Genomic DNA, 25,053 nt, shown 5'->3' on the forward strand with positions numbered 1-25,053 from the left:
AGTCCCAGTCCCAGTCCCAGTCCCAGTCCCAGTCCCAGTCCCAGTCCCAGTCCCAGTCCCAGTCCCAGTCCCAGTCCCAGTCCCAGTCCCAGTCCCAGTCCCAGTCCCAGTCCCAGTGCCGTGCCGTGCCGTGCCGTGCCGTGCCGTGCCGTGCCGTGCCGTGCCGTGCCGTGCCGTGCCGTGCCGTGCCGTGCCGTGCCGTGCCGTGCCGTGCCGTGCCGTGCCGTGCAGCAGGATCATGCATCGAACCCTACGCCCCTTAAAGCAGCGGCCGCGCCATGCTTGAGTCATGCGCGAAAAGTTTATGCGCATAAAGGTGCCTGCGCGTGACGGCTCGCGGGACACAATCATGGCCCGGATATGCCTCGATGCTGCTAACAGCTGGGCATGCAAAAGCGACGCGGCAAGACCAACCTAGAGAAACGGGACAGCGTCGAATCCGACACGACCGACGCAACACGAGCCCAAACCCGAGGGCGCAGTCTCACAACGCGCTGGATCCTAAAGTCGGCTCCTCCCCACTCGATACCCCATAGCGCCTGACATCTCTCAGGCGTCGCAAACCTATCGCCGTTGATCCCCTTCACACCCGCTACGCTTTCGCGCAACCACGCCGCACCCTTTATGCGCATAAACCTATCCGATCGGCTAATTCTTCTCGCGTTTACACAAAAACGATTGAAATGCAAATTCATCCAGGTAAAATCCTTTTGCGTCTAAAAAGAGGAGGTGAAGATTGGCAGCAGAAATCATCGCGGTAACTCAGCAGAAGGGTGGGGTCGGGAAGAGCACAATCGCGATGCACCTCGGGGCTGCGTTCCATGAAAAAGGCAAACGCGTCCTCGTCGTAGACGCAGATGGTCAAAACACCCTGGTCCATTGGGCCAGTGCATCATCAGACGGCGAAACCGGCATTCCCTTCCCAGTCGTCAACCTCTCCGAAGCCGGCAGCCAGATCCATCGCGAGATCAAGAAGTTCGTGGCTGACTACGACATCATCGTCGTCGACTGCCCGCCCTCCATCACCGAGAAAGTCTCCGGCGTCGTGTTGCTCGCGGCGAGCGTCGCGATCATGCCAACGTCGTCGTCGCCCGCCGACTATTGGTCGAGCGTCGGACTAGTGAAACTCGTGCAGCAGGCCCAGGTCATGAACGAGGATCTGCGGGCCGTCTTTCTGCTGAATAAGACCGAAGAGAAACGGATGCTGACGCGCGAACTGAAGCGTGCGTTGGAAGAGCTCGGTTTCCCACTGCTCAAGACCCAGATCCCGACGCGCGAAGCCTACAAGCAGGCAATGGCGTTAGGGCAGACAGTGCTTCAGATGAACGATCGCGGCGCCAAGCTCGCCGCCATCGAAGTACGGGCGTGCGCCAACGAGATCGCAGCCCTGCTCCCCTGAATTTATGCGCATAAAGGACCCTGAATGAAACCCTCCCAATTCGCCAAAGGCTTTCAAGCACGTCCTGATACGACTAGCAGCGAAAAGCGAACCGCTCTCGACCGCCTGAACGCGATCGACGGTTTGGTCAAGAATGGCGCCCCGACTGGCGATGTACCGAACCGCGTCATCCAGCCGGTCCTGTCCCAGGACGTCACCGAACTCGAAGCGGCGGATATCGCCAATGAGTCGGCCGCCTACCGCGCCTGGCGGATCGAACACGCGTACCGGCCGGGCCAGGTCATCGAACTCGCGCTCAAGACGATCAAACCGAGCCCGTTCAATCCGCGCCATTTCTATCTGAAGGCGTCGATTGCCGAGCTTGCTGTCAATCTGGCGAAGCAGGGCCAGCAGCAGGCAATTCACGTCATTCCCGATTACGACAACCCCGGCACCTACTACGTAAGCGATGGCGGCCGGCGCGTGCGGGCGCTTAAAGAAGCGAACAAGGAATCGGTGAAGGCGATCGTCATCGATCTGCCGATCGGCATCCAAAGCTATAAGCTCGGCTACGACCTCAACGTCCAGCGCGATTCGCAGACCGTGTTCGACAACGCCGTCGTCTGGAAACGCTTTCTCGACGATCGGCATTTCCAGAGCCAGAAGGAACTCGCCGAACATCTCGGTCTAGACGAGTCAACCATCGCGGTCGCCCTGTCGATTGCGAAGCTACCCGAGGCGGTGATGCATGAGATGGTCGCAAGGCCTGACCGCTTTGGTTCAAACATGGCGTATCAGGTGGGTCGCTATCACACCGCCCGCGGCGCCGACGCTACGCTGCGCCTGATCAACAAAATCCTCTCGGACGACCTGAGCACGCGACAGGTTGCGGACATCGTCAAGGGCAGAGCAAGCGCGCAGGAAAGCACCAAGCCGGCGGGTCGGCAGCGCTATGCGCAGCGTCTGGAAATCAAGCTCGGCGGCGTCTCAGTCGGCGATCTGAAATCGTATGGGGACGATCGAATCGAACTGCGCCTGAAGGGTCTCACGCGTGAAAAGCGTGACGACATCCTTCGTCAGATTGAAAAGATGCTGAAGTAACGAAGGGAGAGCATCGGCAGGAAAAGAAACGGCGGCACACGAAAGTGGCCGCCGTTTTTCTTGATGCGATCTTGACGATTACGCCGCGCGCGATTGGCTCAGCGTGAAGGCGAGCAGGTCGCCATCGGTGGGTTCGCCCCAGGTTTTGCGAGCCAGCCAATCGAAGAACGCCGTTTCGACGATCTTCGAATCCAGCCCACGACGACGCCAGTCGTCCCGCATGTGTGTGCCGAGATCCGGCAACACGTCGTCCTCAAACGACTTCCGCGCGATCTCCCGTTCGGACTCACCTTGCTCGTCGTAAAGCTCGCGCGCTTCCTTGCGCCGAACCGCCGAGTATTCGCCAAGCAGCCGCGCTTTCAGGTCGTCCGCCGGCGCAGCCACCGCGGCCTTACCGCCGCTACCGGAAGCCAGCGCCTCGACCGGCGGCGCATAGCCCTTCTTCAACGCATCCTTGAACAGAGCCGGTGCGCTACGCACAGCGGGCAAGGACGTGCTGCGCATACGTTGCTCAGTCATCTGCAACGCCGCACGAATCCGGTTTTCTTCGCTATCGGCGTACAGTGTTTGCGCTTCTTTCAGCGGAATGCCGATCTTCACCATCCGGTCGACCAGGGTGCTATCGAACACATTCGGGTGTTCGTCGAGTGCAAGCATGGGCTGCTTGCGCTCGGTCACACGGAACTGGATCTCGGCAACACGCCGCCCTTCGCGGTGTTCGATCAACTCGACGAAGATGTTGGTGACCGCATTCACCTCGGCGATGGCCGGCCGCAGGTAATCGCGTTTGAAGTACTTGTACTCGCGCTTCGCCTCGTCACCCGCTTCAGTGTCTGGCGTGCCGGAGAGAATAGGGCGCCACCATTCCCATGTTTCGCGCATCGTCAGATGGCTCGGGTTAGTCAGGTAGCGAACGCAGATCTCGTAAAGTGCGAGCCCCGCGCTACTACGCAACTGGCTCTGGAACTGCAGACTCAAGCGCGCATACTGAACCGGATCGAGCAGCTTCTTTTTGATCTTCGGCGCAAACGAGAACTCCACCCATACGCGGCGAGTGGTGGGATCTTCGAGAATTTCCGCGTCCGCAATCAGCGTGGAAATGCCCCATTTCCGGCCCGGCTTCTGGCTGGACGTACCGGTACTCCATTCGACCTGCACCGATACCATGCGCCGCAGGTGCTCTTTCACGAGCGCCGTATCGTTCGAATCGAATGCCGAATTGGCGACGATGTCGGACAGCAAGGCCCGATAGGTATCGCCGGACTCGTCAGCTTGCTGAGCGACGGCAAGGAGAACGTTGAACAGCTTGCGGGTGAGGAGCGTGATCTTGCCGCTCTTGGGCTGGATGGCGATCGCCTCGACGGCCTTACGTAATTCGGCCGAGCTCGGGCTGACTACATCTGTCTTCTTCGCGCGCTTCGTGGCCATGCGTCTGGTCGAGGAGGGATTTGGCGAGAGCATACCGGCTGTGGTGATACGCGTCTATAGCACGGGTCTCACCGTTCCCGGTGAAGTGAGTTTACGAGGCACAACTCACCTCGAGCAACTCCCGAAAACCCTCACCTCACCCGTTTCGCGCCAGGTTCAGGGCATCCTTACAGGTCGCGGCCTCCAGAAAATTGACCCATTTCTGACCTGCCGCGAACCGGAGCTATTCGATCCCGAATCTTCTCACCTCAAAAATTTTTCGTGAATTTTGGCTGCACGCACGTAGCGAGCGAGGCGCACTCGTACTCGATCGGTGGCTTGGATGCACTTCTGCCGATTTCAGCGGATAGGGGAGGGGAGAAATCCGGCAAGCGCGCCGGGCCTCTTCCTAAGCAGGCACCACGCCGAAGCCCGCCGGCACGCATATGCGTCGATTGCGGCCATGTGGCCTTCGGAGCACAGATGTACACGGCGATCGCCGCATGTTCGATTGAGCAAATGGCCCGTGAACCTGGCGGCAAGACACCTGATTCACGCGGCAGTGAGATCCGAATCGCGACAAGCTCCCCCGAAAAAGCTCACCTTAACGCTAGCTGAGCGCTTGGAAGGACGCGGCCTCCAGACCTGGGGCGCTGAAAAAACACCGATAAATAGTCCCGAAAAGCCTCACCTATGAGCCCGAAACAGGTCTACGCAGTGCATGAAAAAGGCCCCCCGAAAAACCTCACCTTTGCGCAGCGCACAAAAATTATCCAATAATTTCATCGACTTATGGGATCGCCATTCACCGAGCGAGCGGTACGCACTCCCGTATATCCTCACCTTTAGCAGCTTTTCAGTGAAATTCGACGTTTCCGGTCGCAACCCAAAGGGCCCCGAAAAACCTCACCTTAAGATTTTCGCAGTCACAAAATCAGAATGACTCTGACAGCGTCAGTAGGGCTTTTCCGGCCCGTTGTGGCGATTTCGGTCCTGTATTTCCTCACCTTAGCGAACACAAACGTCCCAAAAGGCTCCCGAAAAACCTCACCTCAGGTCCAAAACAGGCTTTTTGACGAGCCGGCTATCGCCTCGATCCAGGCCTCCCGAATTCGCTCACCTTTCCGCAAAGCGTGATCGACGACCCCGTCGACGCACCGAACCGAATTTCGGTCGAAATCAGCTTCAGCTCCCGCAAACCCTCACCTTAAGCGTCCAAATGCACAAAATTGAGGCAAAAATGACGCCTCGGTCCCGGAAAGTCTCACCTTCGGTTCGCGTTTTCTCCTGTCTTGACTCACCAATGGGGTTAACGAGGCCAAAATAAGGTCAAAAATTGGCGGCCGCAGTGGTCCCGAAAGCGCTCACCTTAAGGCCCATCGAGCTCCGCACCTACTTTTGAGCGCTGCCGGGCGATCCCGGACGCCCAGGTCCCGCAAAATCTCACCTTTAGCGAAACCGCACTTTTGGGGTAGCTCCTGAACCCGCTCACGTTCTGTCCCGGACCCCCTCACCGAGGCCCCCGAACCTCATCACTCAACACTCCCGCAAGACCTCACCACCTCTCCCGTAAAGCTTCACCTTGCCGGGCTGGAACGCCTGCCTGGTAAGGGTTTGCCATGGCGTTAACGTTTTTAACATGGGTTCAAAGGTGTTTACTTTTATTACTCTCTAGACTTTCCCCGCGCGTCCTTCGGACAAGACCGCTCCACCCCCACCGCTCCCATTACGCCTTCGTGAAACAGTGAGCGATCAAAAAGAAACTGTCGAAATCTCTTTATTTACAACGGCTTATTGGCTAGTCTTCGTTTTGTTTCACGGAAAAACCAAGCTCGCTCCGATCTTGTGACCTATCAGCAACGTCAAAACACGCCAGTTGGCCAAATAACACTCGTCCCCAACAAATACGTAGCAAACAATACGTAAATTGTTATGATTCATCCAATTCGAGCGACATCGAGGTATACATGAATCTGGACCAGGAACGGCAAGCCATCCGTGACGAGCTTGAATCGTTGAGGGCTAGCGGGGCACGGCGGCAAGAACTGTCGTTGCATGCTTGCAAGCGACTTTTCTTCGATTTGGGCATTCGCCCGTCCATGGCAGCCGTTCGCGACTTGACGCAAACAGGCAGCGCCAGCGACATCCCGAAGGACATCGACCATTTCTGGGAACGCATCCGAACGGTGTCACGCGTAAAAGTCGGCGCCGGCGCTATCCCGAAAGCACTGGAAGATCGCGCCGGTGAATTATTGGGCGCCCTTTTCGAAGAAGCCGTCGTGCATGCCCGCTCTACCCTCGACAGCGAACGGGAGGAAATTCGCGCCCAGGTCACCGTCGCCGACCAACGCGCCCGAGAAGCAGAAATTCGCCGCGACGTGTCGGAAGAAGCGATCAAGCGCAGCGAGCTCAGAGCCGAAGCCGCGTGGGAACGTGTTCGCGCACTCGAGACCGAGCTCTCCAGCGCCACCACACATGGGACCGCTCACCAGGAAGGTTTGCAGGCCACGGTCCGTCGACTCGACAGCGAAAACGAAACGTTGCGCCAACGCCTCGATGCCGAACAGGCCACTAACGCGGCGCTCCGCGACCGGATCGATGCGCTGCATGTCGAATTGCGCCAAAGCACCGAGCACTATGCGCAACAGATCAAGGACGCCGTCGCCGAAGCTGAGCGCCGTGTGAAGCCAATGCTGGTCGAACTCGATTCCTTGCGCAGCATGGCGGCCACCTACCAATCGGGGGTGCGTGACGCCAGTCGCAAGGAATTCGAGTTTATTCAGCAACTCGCTGCCGCTAAGGCGCGCGGCGACCGGCTCGACGCGCAGCTGCGCGAGCAGTCGGATGAAGTGGATGTTTTGACGAAAGAAGTTGCGGCGCTGCGCAGCCAGCAGGACATCGATCCCGCTGTTGCAAATCTGTTGTGTTCGCTGGTCGAAGCGGGCAGGCTCACGGCCGATGAGCTGGCGGTGATCGGTACCGCGGCGGACGGCCATGTCAGGCTGCCGTTGCGCTGCCCAAAATGTGAGGAAGGTGAGCCCGAGTTGTCGCAAGTGGATCACCGCTTCGAGTTGCAGTGTCCGGAATGCGATCACTCGTCGGGACCCGGCGAATCAAGGCTGGAGGCGGTTAGCCGGTTTTTGTCGAGTGGGTCGATTGCAGCTTCGGCGTGACCCTCGGCGCACACGTCATAACGGATAAATCGCCAAAGGTGAGGAAATTCGGGACCCGATGGGTGAGTATTTTCAGGACCCGCCTCCTCACCCTTTCCTCGTCAAACGCCCGTCGCGCCTAGGCGTGGGCAATGGCGGAGCGGCTGGATCCGGTTCATCGACGATCGGCAATTCCTGCTGATCCATCCACCTTTGCCATGCCCGATACAACCGGTTGGCAGACACGGCCTGGACAAATCCCAGCCACTGCCCGACCTGTTCCGCCTCAACTCCACTCTCGAATAGATCTGCCGCGAAGGTGTTGCGCAAAGTTTGTGGACTGGCGCGCGAGGCTCGCGACGCGGCAATGCCTGCGGCGTCGATTAACGCATCGACGCCGCGCAGCATGGTCGCCTTGTGCATTGGGCGTCCCGAAGGCGAAGCGGGAAAGACCAGATTGCCGGCCAGTTCGGAAAGCCGCCGTTCCGCGAGCCATGCGTCGAGAACGGCGGCCGCGAAGGGCGCGAGCCGGGTACGGCGCGTCAGCATCGGATTCGCGGACTCGATCGTGACCCACGGTGAGCCAACATTCACGCAACTAACCGTAAGTGCCGCCGCCTCTCCAGTCTTGACACCACCACCGAGAAACACAGCGATCAATGCACGGTCACGTCGCTCTCTCCAGCGCTGCGCCATGGACAAAACCGGCAAGGGCGAAAACAGATATGCAATGAGCGCGGCGCGTTCTGCATGATTGAGAAACCCGGTCGGCTCGTTATCGCGTGCATTCCGCCATGCTGCTTCGCCATCCTGAGCAATGAAACGTGCAGGATTGGTCGACGCGGATTCGATTTCGCGCACATGATCCAGCACCCGCTCGATGAGCCGCAAATACCGGACACGTTGCGGTTTTCGGATCTCAAGGCCGCCCACGAATTCCGCGATGGTTTGCGTATCGACCGTGACCAGACTCTTCTGGCGAACCGCAAGCCAGTCGAGGAAAAGCCCCCACTGCGCTTGATAGACTTCAGCAGAAGACCGCCTGAAATGTTGCTTGGCAAGCCACGCGTCGAACGCGATTTGCGGATCGCGGCGCCAGTCTTCCCGTTCCTGATCGAAGAGATCGGTTGACGGTGCAGGGCGTGGAACCGGGTCGGACAGATTAGGAGGTGACATACGCTATCTTTCCGTTAGTTGCGCATATTGTAGGTGGCAACCGATGAAAGTACAGCGCTTGGTTAGTCGCCCCATGCCCGTGCGTGCTTTAGCGGCGCGTCTTTAGAAGCCGGTTGTGCGGCACGGCGTGCCGCCTCTTCATAGGCCGAGACCGCGAATGCAAATACTGCAGGCAATGCCGTGGATGTACCGAAGTCCACCGCCTCGTCCGTTTCCGGATAGGGCAACTCGGACGGGCGCTGGAACAGCCCGAGCATGATCGCGTCGTGCCGGCTCGCAAACCCGAGGTCTGCCAACGCTTCGGCTTCGATTGCATGAAGCAGGCGCCACGAGAGCGGCACCTGCTGGACGATGTAGCGCGCGGCGATGTTGCGCACGATGTGTTCAAGATCGCGCGCCGCGGTTTGATAGCGCAGCGCGGCCAGAGCATGCTCGGCTTGTTCGGTGGTCAGGTCGTTCATTATCGGCTCCAGTCGACACCCTGTACTGTACAAATATACAGTGTCTCGCGCAACCTCGGCCGAGCGGACAATTCAGTCCAATTCAGACATCAACCTGCACCGGTGCGCCCACCCCTCAGCCGTGAATCACCACCAGCAATGCTTTCGCCTCGCCCTTCCCGGCGTTGCGGATTGCGTGCGGTTCGTCGGCGACATAGCGCGCGGTGTCCGCGGCCTTAAGCCGCTTCGTCGCGCCCGCCGCCTCGATCTCGATCGATCCCTGCAGCACGGTCAGATGCTCACGCGTGCCGGGTTCGTGCGCGTTCGACACCAGCGCCCCACCCGGCTGCAACGTCAGCTCGTACCACTCGAACTTGCCGGCCAATTCGATCGGACCCCAGACACGCAACTGATACTTGGCCTCGTGCCCGCTCAAAGTCGGGATGTCGTGCGGACCGGAGACGGCAATCGCCTCCGGCGCCTTCTGCGGCGCGAACAGCGAATCGAGACTGACGCCGAGGGCGTTCGTCAGACGCCACGCGACCGCGATCGTCGGATTGGCCTTGTCGCGCTCGATTTCCGATAGCATCGATTTCGACACGCCGGCCGCGCGCGACAGGTCGTCGAGCGTCATGCGCCGTTCGGCACGCAGACGCTGAATCTGCTCGCCGACGCGAGGCGGCGCCGCGATCGCCGGGACCGGAGTCGCGCCTGAAATGGGGGCCGCGTTGGCTGCTGCGCGGCGGATTCCCGAACTTGCCATTTACTGACCTATCGTTTAGAGTTGTTCGACATACCGGATTTTAGTTCGGAAAAACGAAAATATCCGATAAAACTGACAGCCGACTATAACAGCCCGCCTCGACGTCGAACATGCCGCAAGTGCCGGACATGTGCTGGACATGTCGGGGTGCACCACCCTTTCAGGAGTCTGGTTCATGCGTGACCTTTACCTCGCCCATCTGCGCGGCACACTCGAGCAAATTCGCGCCGACGGTTTTTACAAGAACGAGCGCGTGATCGCCAGCCCCCAGTCGGCTGACGTGCGTCTTGCGAACGGCGCGGAAGTGCTGAATTTCTGCGCGAATAACTATCTTGGTCTGGCCAACGACGAACGGTTGATCGAGGCCGCGAAGCTTGGCCTGGATAACGACGGCTTCGGCATGGCGTCGGTGCGCTTCATTTGCGGCACGCAAACAGTGCACAAAGACCTCGAAAAAGCGCTGGCCGCATTCCTGCAAACCGACGACTGCATCCTCTACTCCAGCTGTTTCGATGCGAACGGCGGTCTGTTCGAAACCCTGCTCGACGACAACGACGCCATCATCAGCGACGAGTTGAACCACGCGAGCATCATCGACGGTGTGCGGCTGTCGAAGGCGAAGCGCTTTCGCTACAAGAACAATGACCTCGCCGATCTCGAAGCGAGGCTGAAAGAGGCGGATGCCGCGGGCGCACGCTTCAAGCTGATCGCTACCGACGGCGTCTTCTCGATGGACGGCATCATCGCCGACCTCGCAGGCATTTGTGATCTCGCGGACCGCTACGGCGCGCTGGTGATGGTCGACGATTCGCACGCGGTCGGTTTCGTCGGCGAACATGGGCGCGGCACGCCGGAACATTGCGGTGTGCTGTCGCGCGTCGACATCATTACCGGCACGCTCGGCAAAGCACTGGGCGGCGCATCGGGCGGCTACGTTGCAGCGCGCCAGGAAGTCATCGATCTGCTGCGTCAACGCTCGCGTCCCTATCTGTTCTCCAACACGCTGACGCCGAGCATCGCCGCCGCCTCGCTGAAAGTACTTGAGTTGCTCGCCAGTGACGAAGGCGCGCAACTGCGTGCGCGCGTCCGCGAAAACGGCGCGCATTTCCGCCGCGCGATGAGCGCGCTCGGGTTCACGCTCGTACCCGGCGAACACCCGATCATTCCGGTCATGCTGGGCGACGCGCAACTTGCATCGAACATGGCAGACGCGTTGTTGAAGGAAGGCGTGTACGTGATCGGCTTCTCGTTCCCCGTGGTGCCCAAAGGTCGCGCACGCATTCGCACGCAAATGAGCGCCGCGCACACGGCGGAACAAATCGATCGAGCTGTCGACGCATTTGCGCGCGTCGGCCGTCAACTCGGTGTCATCTGAAGCGGGGGCGCACATGAAAGCATTGGCAAAACTCGAACGCGCACCGGGCCTCACGCTAACGGATGTGAAGAAGCCCGAAGTCGGTCACAACGACGTGATGATCCGCATCACGCGCACCGCGATTTGCGGCACCGACATCCACATCTGGAAATGGGACGACTGGGCGCAAAAGACGATTCCCGTACCGATGCATGTCGGCCACGAATACGTCGGCGAAATCGTCGAAATGGGTCAGGAAGTGCGCGGCTTTGCGATCGGCGATCGCGTGTCGGGCGAAGGACATATCACCTGCGGCTTCTGTCGAAACTGTCGTGCAGGACGCCGGCATCTGTGCCGCAATACGGTGGGCGTCGGTGTGAATCGAGAAGGCGCATTCGCCGAATACCTCGTGATTCCCGCGTTCAACGCGTTCAAGATCCCGCCTGAAATCTCCGACGATCTCGCCGCGATTTTCGATCCGTTCGGCAACGCAACGCATACGGCGCTGTCGTTCAACCTGGTCGGCGAAGACGTGCTGATCACCGGCGCCGGGCCGATCGGCATCATGGCAGTAGCGATTGCGAAACACGTTGGCGCACGCAATGTGGTGATCACCGACGTCAACGACTATCGCCTCGAACTTGCACGCAAGATGGGCGCAACGCGTGCCGTGAACGTCTCGCGTGAATCGTTGCGCGACGTGATGGCGGATCTGCACATGGCCGAAGGTTTCGACGTCGGGCTGGAAATGTCAGGTGTGCCGAGCGCTTTCACCAGCATGCTCGAAGCGATGAACCACGGCGGCAAGATTGCGCTGCTCGGCATTCCGCCCGCGCAGACCGCGATCGACTGGACCCAGGTGATCTTCAAGGGCCTCGAAATCAAGGGCATTTACGGCCGCGAGATGTTTGAGACCTGGTACAAGATGGTCGCGATGCTGCAGAGTGGGTTGGATCTGTCGCCGATCCTCACGCACCACTTCAAGGTCGACGATTATCAGGAAGCGTTCGCCACGATGCTCTCAGGTGAGAGCGGCAAGGTGATTCTCGACTGGACTGCTGCGTGATTTGAAACAGCGCTGCACTCAAGCGTAACTGCTGAAACAAAACGCCCGCACCGCGCTCACGCGCCTGCGGGCGTTTTTTCGAACTCAGCCTGAATACGCACATGAATATCGTCGCCGACAGCCGGATACCACGTCGACAAACCGAACTTCGCGCGGCTGAAATGCCCTTCCGCGGAAAAGCCGAGCGTGTCTTTTTTCGTGAGCGGATCGGGCGCGAAGCCATTGAAGGTCACATCGAGCGTCACAGGTTGCGTCACGCCGTGAATCGTCAGATCGCCGGTCAACGTGCCGCGCGATTCGCCGGTGCGCCCAAAGTGCGTACTGGTGAAGCGCAACTCCGGATACCGTGCGACGTCGAGCATGCTGTCGCTTTTCACCATCTTGTCGAGTAGCGGCACATTCGTATCGATGCTTGCGGCGTCGATCGTGATCGCTACGCTACTCTTGTCCATCCCGCCTTCGTTCCAGTCGAGTTGCCCCTGCCTGCGATCGAAGCGCATCGTAAAGCGCGAGTACTTGAAGTGATCGATGTCGAAGGTAATGCTGCAATGGTCCCGATCGAGATCGTAGCGGCCAGGCGGCACGCGTGCTTCGTTCTGGCTGACTGTATGGGTGAGCACCTGTAAAGGCGTGCAGGCCATCGAAGTCAGCAGCGCTGCGCTGAGCAACACACGTACCAGCGTTGTGCGCATAGGAGAGCGACTCATGAGATTCATTCCAGTTGATCGATCCTCATCACGATAGCAGCAAGCGTAGCAATCCGCCGAAGCGCATAAAAACTTGACGAAGGAGAATGATCGTTCTACCCTTCGCACATGGCTACTCAAAACCCAATCGAATCGGCTGCATCCGGCAGCGCGCGTGAAAGGCTGCTCGATGCCGCGGAGGCGTTGATCTACGCCGGCGGTATCCATGCCACCGGTGTCGATGCGATCGTCAAGCAATCCGGCACCGCGCGTAAAAGCTTTTACACGCACTTCGAATCGAAAGACGCGCTTGTCGCCGCCGCTCTGGAGCGGCGTGACGAACGCTGGATGAACTGGTTTATCGCGGGCACGTTGCAGCACGGCAAGACTGCGCGCGCGCACCTGCTCGGCATGTTCGACGTGCTGCGCGAATGGTTTGCGTCGGAGGACTTTCACGGCTGCGCGTTTCTGAACGCCGCCGGCGAAATCGCCTCCGCGGATGATCCGATCCGGATCGTCGCGCGTGAACACAAGGAACGCCTGCTCGTATTCGTGCGAACCCAGTGCGATGACTACGCGGCCGAATCGGGCATGGACGCGCGCCGCGCCGCGCGCTTGTCGCGCCAATGGCTCATCCTGCTCGACGGCGCCATCGCTGTGGCGTTGGTGAGCGGCGAGGCCGACGCCGCGCTCGACGCGCGAGCCGCCGCCGAAGCTTTACTCAATACCGAGTCCGCAAACGAATCGAACCCACTCGCAGGTAAATCCGCGAGCAAGTCCCCAAGTGAAGCCCGAAGCAAACGACCGCCATCCCGGCGTACAGAAACCTGACTGAGGAAACACACACCATGGCCGAGCCGATCGAAACCCGCCCGCCACTCCCGCCCTTCACACGCGAAACCGCGATCCAGAAGGTGCGCGCCGCGGAAGATGGCTGGAATACGCGCGACCCCGAACGCGTGTCGCTCGCGTACACACCGGATAGCGTCTGGCGCAACCGTGCCGAGTTCACGCATGGCCGCGCGGAGATCGTTGGCCTGTTGCGCCGCAAATGGGCAAAGGAACTCGACTACCGCCTGATCAAGGAACTATGGGCTTTCACGGATAACCGCATCGCCGTACGCTTCGCTTACGAATGGCACGACGACTCCAACAACTGGTTCCGTTCCTACGGCAACGAGAACTGGGAGTTCGATGAGCACGGGCTGATGGCGCGCCGTCATGCCAGCATCAACGATCTGCCGATCCGCGAGGCCGACCGTCTTTATCATTGGCCGCTCGGCCGCCGTCCTGACGACCATCCCGGCCTGTCCGACCTCGGCCTCTAGAGCTCTTCCCGCGATTGAAGGTGGACACCTGCCGGGTGTTCACCGCTCTGCCATCGGTTCTCCGTTATCGTTGCGTCTGCGCCGTGGGGCACGTGCCGTGCCCGCGCGCCCGAGCGTGTCCTCCACATCGCCCGTGCGGGTTGAGGTACAGTGCGCGACGGACGACAAGCAAGAATACCTAGAACATAGATGACACCGGCGTTCGATCGGTGGCGGAGAATACATGCATTTTCGTCAGACAAAAAAGCAGATTCGACACGCGGCCGTAGCGCTTGCCGCGAGCCTCGCCGCAGCGTCCGCTGCGCATGCGGGCAATTGGTGTGACGGCGGCGTATGGGTCGACGCCATGCTCGGCTCGTATCACATCAATCCCGACCCCAATACCCATTTCGAGCAGTTCAATCCTGGCCTTGGCGTCGAATGCTGGCTCAACAATCAATGGGCGTTGACTGCCGGCGGCTTCCGCAACTCTTTGCGGCGCCCTTCTTACTATGGCGGCGGGGTCTGGGCGCCGGAGTTCGCGCACTGGGGCATCGTGCGGATTGCGGCGATGGGCGGGATTATCTCGGGCTATAACTACGGCAACTGGGGTCTCGGCCGTAACCACACGATCGGGCCGGTGGTTGCGCCGATCGTGATGGTCGACTACAAGCGCGTTGGGGCTAACTTCATTGTGATTCCGCCGATCCCCTCGGACAATCTTCCGTTCACGATCGGGTTCCAGGTGAAGGTGAAGTTCTAAGCTGGCGTAATAAGCTCCGGGCCTGGCGTAAAAGGCCGCTTGCGAATGAGTGGGCGGAACCCGGCGCAAATATTCGCTACCGGTTCGGCACCTCACGCTCTATAACAGGTATTTGCAGGGCGATTATTCCGTGTCGACGGGTTCACGAAATCCGTTGACACTGCCAGTTAGCACGCCATCTTGCGCCCCGGGACCTCGGCTCGGCGCACTGCTCTCGCTATTTTCACCATCACCTAAAAAAACTTTGGCCTCGGGCAATTCGCCTGCGGACCCGAAGCGCGTTCGTGCGCCCGAAATTCCGCTATCCATGCGCTCTTCCGAGCCCGCGGATAACGAATCGCATCAACGAAAAACGTACCCTCAATTAAGGAGCCAAAAATGAAATTGCATCTGATGGCGGCTTCTGCCGCCGGATTACTCGTCATGGTTGGATTCGCGCATTCGCAAAGCATGCCGGCAACGCAACAACCTGCTCCACAGGAAAACGCAGCGACTCAAGCAGTTCCCTCGGACACGGCGACGCAGGCATACGGCGGCATGTCCGACACGAAAATGCAGAGCGGCTGGAAACATGTGAAGCCGTGCAGCACAGACCCGCAATGCAATATCTTCTTCGGTGGTAGTTGAAGGCAAGCTGATGTTGCGCGCGAAAAAAGCGGCAAACGGACGGGTTCGCGCCGGGAAATATGAGTGACATTTGCGGTCCTGCGCGACCATCCGTTCAAAGGTGAGCGATTCCAGGATGGTGAGGAATTCCAGGAGATGGTGTCATCGTGATCAAAGATGAGGATCGCCAGGAAATCTCGTCAACACCGCCAAAGGTGAGGAATTCCAGGAGACGCAGCCACCTCGACGAAAGGTGAGCCGTTCCAGGGAGCATGACATCACGTCTTTGAGAGGTGAGCGGTTCCAGGAGGTGTCGCCATATCAGCGAGAGGTGAGTCATCTCATGAGCCGAACTGCACCGTGGAAGAAAGCAAAGCCACGCCAAGGTGAGGCGTTCCAGGAGGTCGCTCGCCAAAGGTGAGCGATTCCAGGAGGTGAGCAATCGCCGCGTTGAGTGCGCACCTGAAATAAGGTGAGGATTTCCAGGGAGTCGTTGTCGTAGCCGTAGCCGTTAACAGACCACTACGACACTAAGTGCTTTCCCGCTCGATCAGACTGAACCCCACATCGATGATTGGCTCACTGCCAGCGCGATTTTCAATCCGATCGACCAGCATGGTCGCCGCAAGCGTTCCGATTCTCGTGCCGTCGACTCTCATGGTCGACAACGGTGGCGTGGTGTCCTTCGCGAAATTCAGATCACCGTAGCCAATCACACGCAGTTTCTCCGGCACTGAGATATCCCGGTACTCCGCTTCCATCAACACGCCCAGCGCCAGAATATCCGCGCCGCAAAAAACGGCGTCGATATCGGCGTGCGTGTCGAGCAAGCCTCTCAGCGCTCGTCGCCCGTCGCCCAGATTCGCAGGTGACTCGACCGTCACGACAGGGATGGAGGAGATTGCTTTGCCATTTCCGAACGCTTTGAGGAAAGCTTTGGTGCGGGCCTGCGCGCGCCGGTCGCTGGGCGTGACGACAGCGGGCCGCCGCACGCCACGCGTCTTCAGAAAGTCCGCGGCTGCCCTCCCGACGTTCTCATGAGAGAAGCCGACCAGCATGTCGATAGGCTCGCGTGTCAGGTCCCAGGTCTCGACGACAGGAATGCCGCACGCGCGCAGCTTTTGCCTCGCACTCTGGGAATGAATGACGCCGGTCAGTACGATGCCGGCGGGCCGTCGGCCGATCACCGCGTCAAGCAGGGCGTCCTCGCGCGACTCGTCGTATCCGCTTTGTCCAATCAGCAACTGGTAGCCTGCCGCGGCAAGCTCGGTCGTCAGGGCGCCGACGGTTTCCTGAAACACGCTCCCGGCCATCGCCGGAATCAACGCGACGATGAGATGGCTGCGAGTCGACGCCAGCGAACCGGCGATGAGGTCAGGCGTATACCCGGTTTGCCGGACGGCCGCCTGGACACGCTCCAGCGTATCGACCGAAACCAGTTCCGGCGTGTTCAGTGCGCGTGAGACGGTCACTTTCGTCACGCCGACGAGCGCCGCGAGATCGCTCAGCGTCACTCGGCCGGAATTCTTGCGGGCGCGCCGGGAGGCGCTGCGTTCGACAGGGGCAAGCAGGGTAGTAGGCGGTTTGCTCACGACGTGGATCACTCAGGCCCGAAAAAAGTTGCTGGCGATTATGGCAAAACCATACTACCATGCGTCGTATGTTACCGGTTACATGAACCGGTAACATCAATCAGAAAAAGGCGATTGGCGCGACCCGAGTGCGTGCGCCCAGAACTTGAGAGACAGGAGAGCAGCATGTCGCAGGCTGGTACGGTGTTGAGCGAGCCGCTGATTCGGCTTAACGCTGCGGACAATGTACTGATCGCGCGAGAATCGCTGTCGATCGGGCAGCAACTGTGCATCGGCGAGGCGACGATCCGCATCCGCGCGCAGGTCACCGCGGGCCACAAAGTCGCCGCCTGCCGCATTTCGCGTGGTGCGCCGATCCGTAAGTACGACACGGTCATTGGCCGCGCGGCTCGCGACATCGAGGCGGGTGATCACGTTCACACTCACAACGTCGAACTGATCGATTTCGAGCGCGATCCGGGCTTCTGTCTCGATGTGCGTCCGGTCGAGTACGTGGCGGAAGCTGAACGGGCCACATTCAACGGCATCGTTCGGCTCGATGGGCGAGTCGCGACGCGCAACTTCATCGGGATTCTGGCATCGGTCAATTGTTCGTCGACGGTTATCAAGAACATCGCCGCCTGGTTTACGCCGGAGCGGCTTGCACCTTATCCCAATGTCGATGGTGTGGTCGCGTTCGCGCAGACAAGTGGCTGTGGGATGTCCTCACCGAGCGAGCACTTCGACGTGCTGCGCCGGACGCTCGCCGGCTACGCGCGTCATCCCAATCTTGCCGGGGTGCTGATTGTCGGGTTGGGCTGCGAGCGCAATCAGGTGAGCGACCTGCTCGATTCACAAGGGCTTCATGTCGGTACGTCGGTCCACGCGTTGGTGATGCAGGACGAAGGTGGCACCCGGGCAACGATCGAAGCGGGGATCGCTGCCATACAGAAGATGCTGCCGTCGGCGAACGATATCGAGCGTCGCCCGGTGTCGGCGAGCCACATCAAAATCGGTCTCGAATGTGGCGGCTCCGATGGCTTTTCGGGCATCACGGCCAATCCGGCCCTAGGCGCGGCCATGGACATTCTGGTGCGCCATGGTGGTACGGCGATTCTTTCCGAAACCCCTGAAATTCACGGTGTCGAATACATGCTGACGCGCCGTGCGGTGACACCGGAAGTCGGCCAGAAACTGCTCGACCGGCTTGCGTGGTGGGAGCGTTATACACGCGGGCACAACGGTCAGTTCAACGGTGTCGTCGGCCCGGGTAATCAGAAGGGTGGACTCGCCAACATCTTTGAAAAATCGCTCGGATCGGCGATGAAAGGCGGCACAACGCCGCTGCAAGCCGTCTACGAATACGCCGAGCCGATCGATCAGGCCGGCTTCGTCTTCATGGATTCGCCAGGCTACGATCCCGTTGCGGTGACCGGGCAGATTGCAAGCGGCGCAAACCTGATCTGCTTCACGACCGGCCGCGGCTCCATGTTCGGCTCGAAGCCCGCGCCCACGCTTAAGCTCGCGAGCAACACGGCGATGTTCAAGCGGCTCTCCGACGACATGGACATTAATTGCGGACTTGTCCTTGATGGTGAGCGGTCAGTCGAGGAGATGGGGAAAGATATCTTCGAGCACATCCTGCGGGCCGCGTCGGGTGAGCGCACCCGTAGTGAATTGCTCGGGCTGGGCGATCACGAATTTGTGCCCTGGCATATGGGTATCGTGAGCTGAAACGCCACCTCATTCCTACAAAAAAAGCGGAGACAGAGATTGAACCAAGCCTTGCAACAGGCGCCACGCAGCAAAGTGCGCTGGCTGGTGGCCGGTCTGATGTGGTCGGCCATCGCCATCAACTATATCGACCGCACGGTGCTGTCCGCCGCGGCGCCCCATCTTCAGGCGGAGTTTCATCTCAGCGCGATGGAGATGGGCATCGTGATGTCGGCGTTTTTCTGGTCGTATGCGTTGCTGCAATTGCCTGCGGGCATGCTCGCCGATCGCTTCGGACAGAAGATCGTGCTGGGTGCGTCCGTGTTCTGGTGGTCGCTTGCGACGGCCGTTACCGGACTCGCCACCGGCTTCAAGTCCCTCGTGCTCCTGCGGGTCATGCTGGGCATCGGCGAAGCGGGCGCCTACCCCAGCAACGCGGGCATTGCCTCGCGATGGTTTCCGCGCAAGGAACGCGCAACGGTGGCCGGCATCTTCGATAGCGGATCGAAGCTTGGGGGCGCGGTGGCGCTGCCGCTGATCGCCTGGCTGCTGGCGACGTTCGACTGGAAGGTCACCTTTGCGATTACCGGTGTGCTGGGTCTCATCTGGTGCGTCGTCTGGGTGTTCGTGTTCAGGGATTCGCCGGCGGATCACAAACGCGTGAATGCGGCCGAGCTTGCCCATATCCGCGATGGCGAAGCGGTGTCGCGAAGCGACAGCGTGGGCGCGGCCGCCGATGTACCCTGGCACAGGCTGTTCGCGCATCGGAACATCTGGGCGATGTGCATCGGCTTCTTCATGATCAACTACAACTCGTACTTCTTCATCACCTGGCTGCCGACGTATCTCGTCAAGGAACGCGGCATGAGCCTGATGGAGATGGGCTTCATGGCTTCGCTACCGCTCGTCCTTTCGATGATCGTCGAGGTATTTGCGGGCTGGGCCTCCGATCGTGTGTATGCATCCGGAAAGTTGTCGCTCACCGCGACCCGAAAACTGTTCCTCGTGGTCGGTCTGGTGATGGCGTCGAGCATTGGACTTGCGGCGTTCGCCACTTCTCCGCTCGTGGCCGTCGCATTGCTCTGCGTGGCGAAGTCGGGCACGACCGTCGCCGCATCGCAGGTCTGGGCGCTACCGGGCGATGTCGCGCCGGGGAACATGGTGTCGCGGGTGGCGGGCATCCAGAACACCGTATCCAACATGGGCGGCGTGGTCGGTCCGATCGTCACCGGCGCGATCGTCGGTGCAACCGGCTCTTTCGTCCCCGCGCTGCTGTTCTCGTCGGGGCTGATCGTGATCGCGATCCTCAATTACCTGTTCCTGCTCGGAAAGGTGGAGCCCATTCAATTCAATCAAGTCCCCGTGGAGGCCAGAAATCGTGATGAACGCAACGTCGATGTCAGCGCTTAACCCATTCAAGGCGGCGCTTGCAAATGGTCAACGACAGATCGGCTTCTGGCTTTCGATGGCCGATGCGTACCTGGCCGAAGTCAGCGCGACCGCCGGCTTCGAGTGGCTGTTGATCGACGCCGAGCACGCTCCGAACGACGTGCGCAGTATTCTTGCGCAATTGCAGGCAGTCGCGCCGTATTCCTCCGAAGCCGTTGTGCGACCCGTGAATGGCGATCCGGCGCTGCTCAAGCGCTTACTCGATATCGGCGCACGTAACCTTCTCGTTCCGATGATCGATACCGCGGATCAGGCCCGCGCGTGCGTGGCCGCCGTACGCTATCCGCCTCACGGAATTCGTGGTGTGGGCAGCGCGGTGGGACGTGCGTCGCGCTGGAGTTCGCGGACCGACTACCTCGACATCGCGGACAGTGAAATCTGCCTGCTCGTGCAGGCTGAGACGGTCACCGCGCTCGACAATCTCGAAGCTATCTGCGCGGTTGAGGGCGTGGATGGCGTATTCATCGGGCCTGCGGATCTGGCCGCGTCGATGGGCCATCGCGGCAAGCCCGGCCATCCGGAAGTGCAGAACGCGATCGAAGCCGCGATGCGTACCATCATCGCTTCCGGCAAGGCTGCCGGCACGTTGACCTCCGACCCGGTGCTCGCGCGTCGCTATCTCGAGCTTGGATGCACGTTCGTCGCGACCGGCGTGGACATCCTTACGTTTGCGAACGCAGCACGCAAGCTCGCCCGGGAATTCATCGAGCAGTGAAGAATGGTGAGGAATTCCAGGAGATGGCGCCACCTCGACCAATGGTGAGGAATTCCAGGAGACGACATCATCTCCTTCAGAGGTGAGTCATTCCATAAGTCGAACAGCACCTTAGGAGCAGGCTAAGACGCGCTAAGGTGAGGAATTCCAGGAGATGATCTGCAAAGGTGAGCGATTCCAGGAGGTGAGAAATCGCCTCGCTGAGCGCGCACCTTAAATAAGGTGAGGATTTCCAGGGAGTCTTCGTCATGGTCGCCGTCGGTGATGCAGCGAGCGCTCCAAACCTCACCCTGATACGTGCAAGAGCAAGACCGATACCGCCAATCTCCTTACATCCTCTTCCATATACAAACAAAGGGTGAGCGCGGCAGCTTGCGTTGGGTCACGTCGCAAAGGCCGTGCTACCTGCGCCGCACGGCGATACACACCGCAGCTTGTGCGCACCAGAAGCGGCCAAACTTCGCCATCTTGTAACGCTCTCGTAAAACATGATCTTTCGCTCGTTGATAAGTTGCGGATAACGCGTGTCGTCGCCACTCGAGCAACGACTTTGCGTCACCGTAGATCTATCGATGGAGCAAGCATGAAGAAGCTGTTGGCAATCGCGGCACTGGCCGCACTGAGCGCAACCTTGAGCGGATGCTGGTGGGGGCCGCCTCCAGGTTGGGGCGGCGGAGGCCCGGGCGGGGGTGGGCCTGGTGGCGGCGGACCGCACGGTGCGATCGTCGTTCCTGGCCAAGCCGCTCAGGCCTAGGCCAGAAACTAGGCGGGAAACGTAAGCGTCACCACGAACCCGCCGGCGGCGGCGTTATCGGCATGAAAAACGCCGCCGTTATACCGCACGAGGCGCCGCACGATCGCGAGCCCGAGCCCGCAGTGCGCATCGCCGCTACGCGCTTCATCGAGTCGCACGAACGGTTGCAGCGCACGGTCCAGTTGACCGCTGGGAATGCCGCCGCCGTGATCGCGCACCTCGAGCGTGTACTGGCCGTCGCGGCGGGACGTCGAAATTTCCACCGGCGGCTCGCCGTAAGTGAGCGCGTTCTCGATCAGATTGGTCAGAATCCGGTCGAGATCGACAAGCGGCAACCCAAAACCATCGCCAGCTTGTAGATCGAGGCGCACGAGCGCGTCGTCCGCGAGGCTGTCGCCGTAATGCCGGCGACAGTGAGCATCGACGCTGGTGCTCGGCGAGGTATCCGCTGTCTCACGTGCGAAGTCGAGAAACTGCGTGACGATGCGTGACAACGACTCTGAGTCCCGCAGGAAACCGCGGCGATTCGCTTCATCAGGCAGCAGATCCGCGCGCACCTGCATGCGCGTGATCGGCGCACGCAGATCGTGCGCCACGCCGGCCAGCATCACCGCGCGCTCCTGCTCGGCCTGCGCAAGTTCATGCACCATCTGATTGAAGTCGCCGATTAGTTCTTTCAGCTCGCGCGGGCCGCTCGCCTTCACGACCGGCGCGCGATGGCCGACGCGGAACTCGCGCGCGGCGAGCGCCAGCCGGTGCAATGGCCGCTGCAATTGCCACGCGCCGAGCAGTGCGATGATCACTGCCAGCACCAGCATCGTCGCCGATGCGCCCAGGAAGCGACGCGCCGGCAGCGTCGCGTTTTGCATTTTGAGCCAGCCTGGATTGCCAGCGTAATGGACCCAGACCGTGCCGTTCTCGCCGTCGGATACGACCTGGCTGCCTGTTGGCAATTTCTCGCGCAAGTCGTGTTCGAACGGACCAGAAGTGTTCTCACACGGCGCGGGACAGCCATACCGGATCGCGTCTTGTGCGCTCACATAGGACACGCCGAGCGTTGCCGCGACGTGGGAAGCGGCGAGCGGGCCGTCGCGTCCCGCCTCAACCGCGAGCAGCAAAGCGCGTTGCGCATGGCCCGCGTCGATCTGGCCGCGGTCACGGTCTACGAGAACGATTGCGGTGATGTGCACCAGCACGATCAGGCTCACCGTCATCAACGCGAGCCGGCCAAACAGTGTGTTAAAGGGATTCTTCATCGTCATTGCTGCCGGGCACGAACATATAGCCGATGCCGCGTATGGTCTGGATCCGGCGCGGATTGGCCGGGTCGTCTTCAAGCAGACGGCGCAGGCGCCACACCGGTACGTCGATACCGCGTTCGGTTACTTCTGAGTTCGGCCCATGCAGCAGATCGACGAGCTTCGAGCGCGACAGCGTTTCCATTGGATGCGCGGCGAGCACTTCCAATAGCGCGTACTCGCCGCCGGTCAGCTTGAGCGCTTCGTCATCGCGAAACAGGGTGCGCCTCGCGAAGTCGAGCCGGAAGCGGCCGAAGCGCAGCGCTTCACGCTTTTCGAGCACCGTAGCCGTGGACCCCGATGGCTGCGCATGCCGGCGCAACACCGCGTGAATACGCGCGAGCAGTTCCTGCGGCATGAACGGCTTGCCGAGATAGTCGTCGGCGCCGAGTTCCAGACCTACTATGCGATCCACGCCGTCCGCGCGCGCCGTCAGCATGATCACGGGAATCGTGTCGCCATGCGCACGCAATTGCCTGAGCGCGCTGAGTCCGTCGACGCCCGGCATCATCAGATCGAGCACGATGATCGACGGCCGCTCGCGTTCCAGCCGGCGTGCCAGATGGTTCGCGTCGTGCAACACGGACATCTCGATGCCGCGTTGTTGAAAGAAGGTTCTGAGCAGGTCACGAAGGTCGGCGTCGTCGTCGACCAGTAATACCTGGATGGGCGTGTCTGACATGGCTGGGCCCTGATCGATGAGGACAATTGACGGACGGCGCGGCCACGCGCCTATCGCACGCCGCAATATAGCGAATCGCGCGGCGGCAGCGGTTTCGGGTTCTTATCTGCGCTTACAGTTTATTACGGTGGCTGCCTTCGGTTCTATCTGGCTGCGTGACGCAGCCATTACCGGTCAGCGTCACGCCGCCCGATTCATCGCAACACCATCCGCCTCGTTACAACTCGTAATCCTCGCCTAAGCCACCGTAAGACGCCGCTCACTATGCTGGGCCACTTCTCGCCGCTGGTGGCGTTACGCGGTTTCTTCCGGGCTCAGTGGGTTGATTTGCGTGCAGATTCAAGCGCGCGGTCGACCGATACGTTTTCACTCGCCCCGCTTTAGCGAACAACGCATGCCAGACGGCCCTTTGTCGAATTGAGTCGAAGGATGCCCACAGCATGCCGAATAACCCTAGCGCGTCCGGACCTTCCTCGCGCGTACTGAGATTCACCTATCTTGCCGCCACAGTCGCCGTCGCCACGTTTTGGCTGGCGGGTTGCGGCGAGCAGGCGCCGCATGGCCCGCCACAGTTGATCCCCGAAGTTGGCGTCCAAACGATCGCGCCGCACGCCGTGGTGTCGAGTACCGAATTGTCTGGGCGACTGTCGGCGATCCGCGTCGCCGAAGTCAGGCCGCAGGTCGAAGGCATCGTCCGAAAGCGCCTCTTTACAGAAGGCTCGCTGGTTGCGGCCGGGGCGGTGCTGTATCAGATCGACCCGTCCAGCTACCAGGCAACTTACGACCAGGCCGTCGGCACGCTGGCCAAAGCCGAGGCGACAGCGAGCGCCGCGCAGACCAAGGCCACCCGCTACGCCGAACTATCGAAGATCGAAGGCGTGAGCAAGCAGGACTATGACGACGCCGTCGCCTCCCTGGAGGAAGCGAAGGCCGACGTGGTCGCCGACCGTGCCGCATTGAAGACCGCCGCAATCAACCTTGGCTACACGAAGGTCGTTGCGCCCATCGCGGGACGCATCGGCAAATCGAGCGTGACAGAAGGCGCGCTCGTCACCGCGGAGCAGACCACCGCGCTCGCGACGGTCCAGGCGACGACCGAGATGTATCTCGACGTCACGCGCTCTTCCGCCGACTGGTTGCGGCTGCAGAAAGAATTCGCCAGTGGCCAGTTGCAACAGGCGGGCTCGGACGGCGCAGTCGTTCATCTCGTGATGGAAGACGGCAGCACGTACGCGCAGCCAGGCAAGCTGCTGTTCTCCGATATCACCGTCGACGCCACCACCGGCTCGGTCACCTTGCGCTGCGTGTTCCCGAATCCGGATGGCGTGCTGCTGCCCGGCATGTTCGTACGCGCCCGGCTCGAAGAGGGCGTGAACCAGCAGGCGATTACGGTGCCGCAACTCGCGGTCTCGCGTGCATCCGACGGCTCGGCGAGCGTGCTGACGGTCGGTGCCGACAACAAGGTCACGCAAACGCCCGTCACGGCGGACACCGCTTCAGGCGCCGACTGGCTCGTCACGCGCGGCCTCAAGGCAGGCGATCGCGTGATCGTCGCCGGATCGCAGAAAGCGCGCGCGGGTGGCGTTGTGAAGCCGGTTGAATCGCCTGCCAATTCGGGTGCGCCCGCCACCGCGGACACGACGTCGGCCGCACATAGCTAAAGCGAGACACT

22 protein-coding genes and 1 pseudogene are annotated in these 25,053 nt (G+C 60.6%); 14 read left to right on the plus strand and 9 right to left on the minus strand.

Annotated features, from left to right (window positions below):
* A pseudogene (locus KHO33_RS02750) lies at positions 1–244 on the minus strand (hypothetical protein); the annotation flags it as partial.
* A 492-nt stretch (positions 245–736) separates the two neighbouring features.
* On the opposite strand from KHO33_RS02750, the gene parA reads away from it, so the two are divergent.
* Both parA and KHO33_RS02760 read left to right on the plus strand, forming a co-directional pair.
* Positions 737–1,399, plus strand: coding sequence for a ParA family partition ATPase (gene parA, locus KHO33_RS02755; protein WP_054034704.1), 663 nt, complete (start codon positions 737–739; stop codon positions 1,397–1,399).
* 24 nt (positions 1,400–1,423) lie between these two features.
* The gene (locus tag KHO33_RS02760) at positions 1,424–2,479 is read left to right on the plus strand and encodes a ParB/RepB/Spo0J family partition protein (RefSeq protein WP_054034705.1); all 1,056 of its coding nucleotides are present in this window, start codon (positions 1,424–1,426) and stop codon (positions 2,477–2,479) included.
* A 78-nt stretch (positions 2,480–2,557) separates the two neighbouring features.
* Here KHO33_RS02760 and KHO33_RS02765 read toward each other — a convergent pair whose 3' ends face one another.
* The gene (locus KHO33_RS02765; RefSeq protein WP_054034706.1) at positions 2,558–3,907 is read right to left on the minus strand and encodes a replication initiation protein; all 1,350 of its coding nucleotides are present in this window, start codon (positions 3,905–3,907) and stop codon (positions 2,558–2,560) included.
* A gap of 1,946 nt (positions 3,908–5,853) precedes the next feature.
* On the opposite strand from KHO33_RS02765, the gene KHO33_RS02770 reads away from it, so the two are divergent.
* Positions 5,854–7,059: a DNA-binding protein gene (locus KHO33_RS02770; RefSeq protein ID WP_200561175.1), complete on the plus strand. Its 1,206-nt coding sequence runs from the start codon at positions 5,854–5,856 to the stop codon at positions 7,057–7,059.
* Between the two features lie 87 nt (positions 7,060–7,146).
* Here the strand turns inward: KHO33_RS02770 and KHO33_RS02775 are convergent, their stop codons facing one another.
* The 3 genes from KHO33_RS02775 to KHO33_RS02785 all read right to left on the minus strand — a co-directional run bounded on the left by KHO33_RS02775 (position 7,147) and on the right by KHO33_RS02785 (position 9,417).
* A complete protein-coding gene (locus KHO33_RS02775) occupies positions 7,147–8,214 on the minus strand; it encodes a tyrosine-type recombinase/integrase (protein WP_200561177.1) in 1,068 nt (355 codons plus the stop codon).
* A 62-nt stretch (positions 8,215–8,276) separates the two neighbouring features.
* A complete protein-coding gene (locus KHO33_RS02780) occupies positions 8,277–8,675 on the minus strand; it encodes a DUF2471 family protein (protein ID WP_054034709.1) in 399 nt (132 codons plus the stop codon).
* A 115-nt stretch (positions 8,676–8,790) separates the two neighbouring features.
* The gene (locus KHO33_RS02785; protein ID WP_054034710.1) at positions 8,791–9,417 is read right to left on the minus strand and encodes a helix-turn-helix domain-containing protein; all 627 of its coding nucleotides are present in this window, start codon (positions 9,415–9,417) and stop codon (positions 8,791–8,793) included.
* Positions 9,418–9,592: 175 nt separating this feature from the next.
* Between KHO33_RS02785 and KHO33_RS02790 the strand changes: the two genes are divergently transcribed.
* Both KHO33_RS02790 and tdh read left to right on the plus strand, forming a co-directional pair.
* On the plus strand, positions 9,593–10,792 hold the full coding sequence (locus tag KHO33_RS02790; RefSeq protein ID WP_200561179.1) for a glycine C-acetyltransferase: 1,200 nt from the start codon (positions 9,593–9,595) through the stop codon (positions 10,790–10,792).
* A 13-nt stretch (positions 10,793–10,805) separates the two neighbouring features.
* On the plus strand, positions 10,806–11,837 hold the full coding sequence (gene tdh, locus KHO33_RS02795) for an L-threonine 3-dehydrogenase (RefSeq protein WP_028195988.1): 1,032 nt from the start codon (positions 10,806–10,808) through the stop codon (positions 11,835–11,837).
* 56 nt (positions 11,838–11,893) lie between these two features.
* Here the strand turns inward: tdh and KHO33_RS02800 are convergent, their stop codons facing one another.
* Positions 11,894–12,544: a YceI family protein gene (locus KHO33_RS02800; protein WP_200561181.1), complete on the minus strand. Its 651-nt coding sequence runs from the start codon at positions 12,542–12,544 to the stop codon at positions 11,894–11,896.
* A gap of 108 nt (positions 12,545–12,652) precedes the next feature.
* On the opposite strand from KHO33_RS02800, the gene KHO33_RS02805 reads away from it, so the two are divergent.
* The 4 genes from KHO33_RS02805 to KHO33_RS02820 all read left to right on the plus strand — a co-directional run bounded on the left by KHO33_RS02805 (position 12,653) and on the right by KHO33_RS02820 (position 15,220).
* Entirely contained in the window at positions 12,653–13,354 is a 702-nt protein-coding gene (locus KHO33_RS02805) for a TetR/AcrR family transcriptional regulator (RefSeq protein WP_200561183.1), read from the plus strand.
* Between the two features lie 17 nt (positions 13,355–13,371).
* The gene (locus KHO33_RS02810; protein ID WP_115779251.1) at positions 13,372–13,851 is read left to right on the plus strand and encodes a nuclear transport factor 2 family protein; all 480 of its coding nucleotides are present in this window, start codon (positions 13,372–13,374) and stop codon (positions 13,849–13,851) included.
* A 223-nt stretch (positions 13,852–14,074) separates the two neighbouring features.
* Complete coding sequence (locus KHO33_RS02815; RefSeq protein ID WP_200561185.1) at positions 14,075–14,593, plus strand: hypothetical protein; 519 nt, start codon at positions 14,075–14,077, stop codon at positions 14,591–14,593.
* Positions 14,594–14,971: 378 nt separating this feature from the next.
* Complete coding sequence (locus KHO33_RS02820) at positions 14,972–15,220, plus strand: hypothetical protein (protein ID WP_054034714.1); 249 nt, start codon at positions 14,972–14,974, stop codon at positions 15,218–15,220.
* 509 nt (positions 15,221–15,729) lie between these two features.
* Here KHO33_RS02820 and KHO33_RS02825 read toward each other — a convergent pair.
* Positions 15,730–16,707 carry a LacI family DNA-binding transcriptional regulator gene (locus KHO33_RS02825; protein WP_200561638.1) on the minus strand — a complete coding sequence of 326 codons (978 nt, stop codon included), beginning with the start codon at positions 16,705–16,707 and terminating at the stop codon, positions 15,730–15,732.
* Between the two features lie 249 nt (positions 16,708–16,956).
* Between KHO33_RS02825 and KHO33_RS02830 the strand changes: the two genes are divergently transcribed.
* The 4 genes from KHO33_RS02830 (at position 16,957) to KHO33_RS02845 (ending at position 21,401) form a co-directional block, all read left to right on the plus strand.
* Positions 16,957–18,504: a UxaA family hydrolase gene (locus tag KHO33_RS02830; protein WP_200561187.1), complete on the plus strand. Its 1,548-nt coding sequence runs from the start codon at positions 16,957–16,959 to the stop codon at positions 18,502–18,504.
* A gap of 99 nt (positions 18,505–18,603) precedes the next feature.
* Positions 18,604–19,893 (plus strand): MFS transporter, encoded by a 1,290-nt coding sequence (locus KHO33_RS02835; RefSeq protein ID WP_200561640.1) that lies wholly within the window; start codon positions 18,604–18,606, stop codon positions 19,891–19,893.
* The gene (gene hpaI, locus KHO33_RS02840) at positions 19,880–20,647 is read left to right on the plus strand and encodes a 4-hydroxy-2-oxoheptanedioate aldolase (protein WP_200561189.1); all 768 of its coding nucleotides are present in this window, start codon (positions 19,880–19,882) and stop codon (positions 20,645–20,647) included. Before KHO33_RS02835 ends, hpaI begins: the two co-directional genes overlap by 14 nt.
* A gap of 583 nt (positions 20,648–21,230) precedes the next feature.
* Positions 21,231–21,401: a hypothetical protein gene (locus KHO33_RS02845; RefSeq protein WP_172737627.1), complete on the plus strand. Its 171-nt coding sequence runs from the start codon at positions 21,231–21,233 to the stop codon at positions 21,399–21,401.
* An 8-nt stretch (positions 21,402–21,409) separates the two neighbouring features.
* Here the strand turns inward: KHO33_RS02845 and KHO33_RS02850 are convergent, their stop codons facing one another.
* Entirely contained in the window at positions 21,410–22,657 is a 1,248-nt protein-coding gene (locus KHO33_RS02850; RefSeq protein WP_200561191.1) for an ATP-binding protein, read from the minus strand.
* Positions 22,641–23,381, minus strand: a complete 741-nt coding sequence (locus KHO33_RS02855) for a response regulator (RefSeq protein ID WP_054034716.1) — start codon at positions 23,379–23,381, stop codon at positions 22,641–22,643. Before KHO33_RS02855 ends, KHO33_RS02850 begins: the two co-directional genes overlap by 17 nt.
* Before the next feature lie 440 nt (positions 23,382–23,821).
* Between KHO33_RS02855 and KHO33_RS02860 the strand changes: the two genes are divergently transcribed.
* Positions 23,822–25,042, plus strand: a complete 1,221-nt coding sequence (locus tag KHO33_RS02860) for an efflux RND transporter periplasmic adaptor subunit (RefSeq protein ID WP_200561192.1) — start codon at positions 23,822–23,824, stop codon at positions 25,040–25,042.
* Positions 25,043–25,053: the final 11 nt, after the last annotated feature.

The organism is Paraburkholderia nemoris (assembly GCF_905221015.1).
GTDB lineage: Bacteria > Pseudomonadota > Gammaproteobacteria > Burkholderiales > Burkholderiaceae > Paraburkholderia > Paraburkholderia nemoris.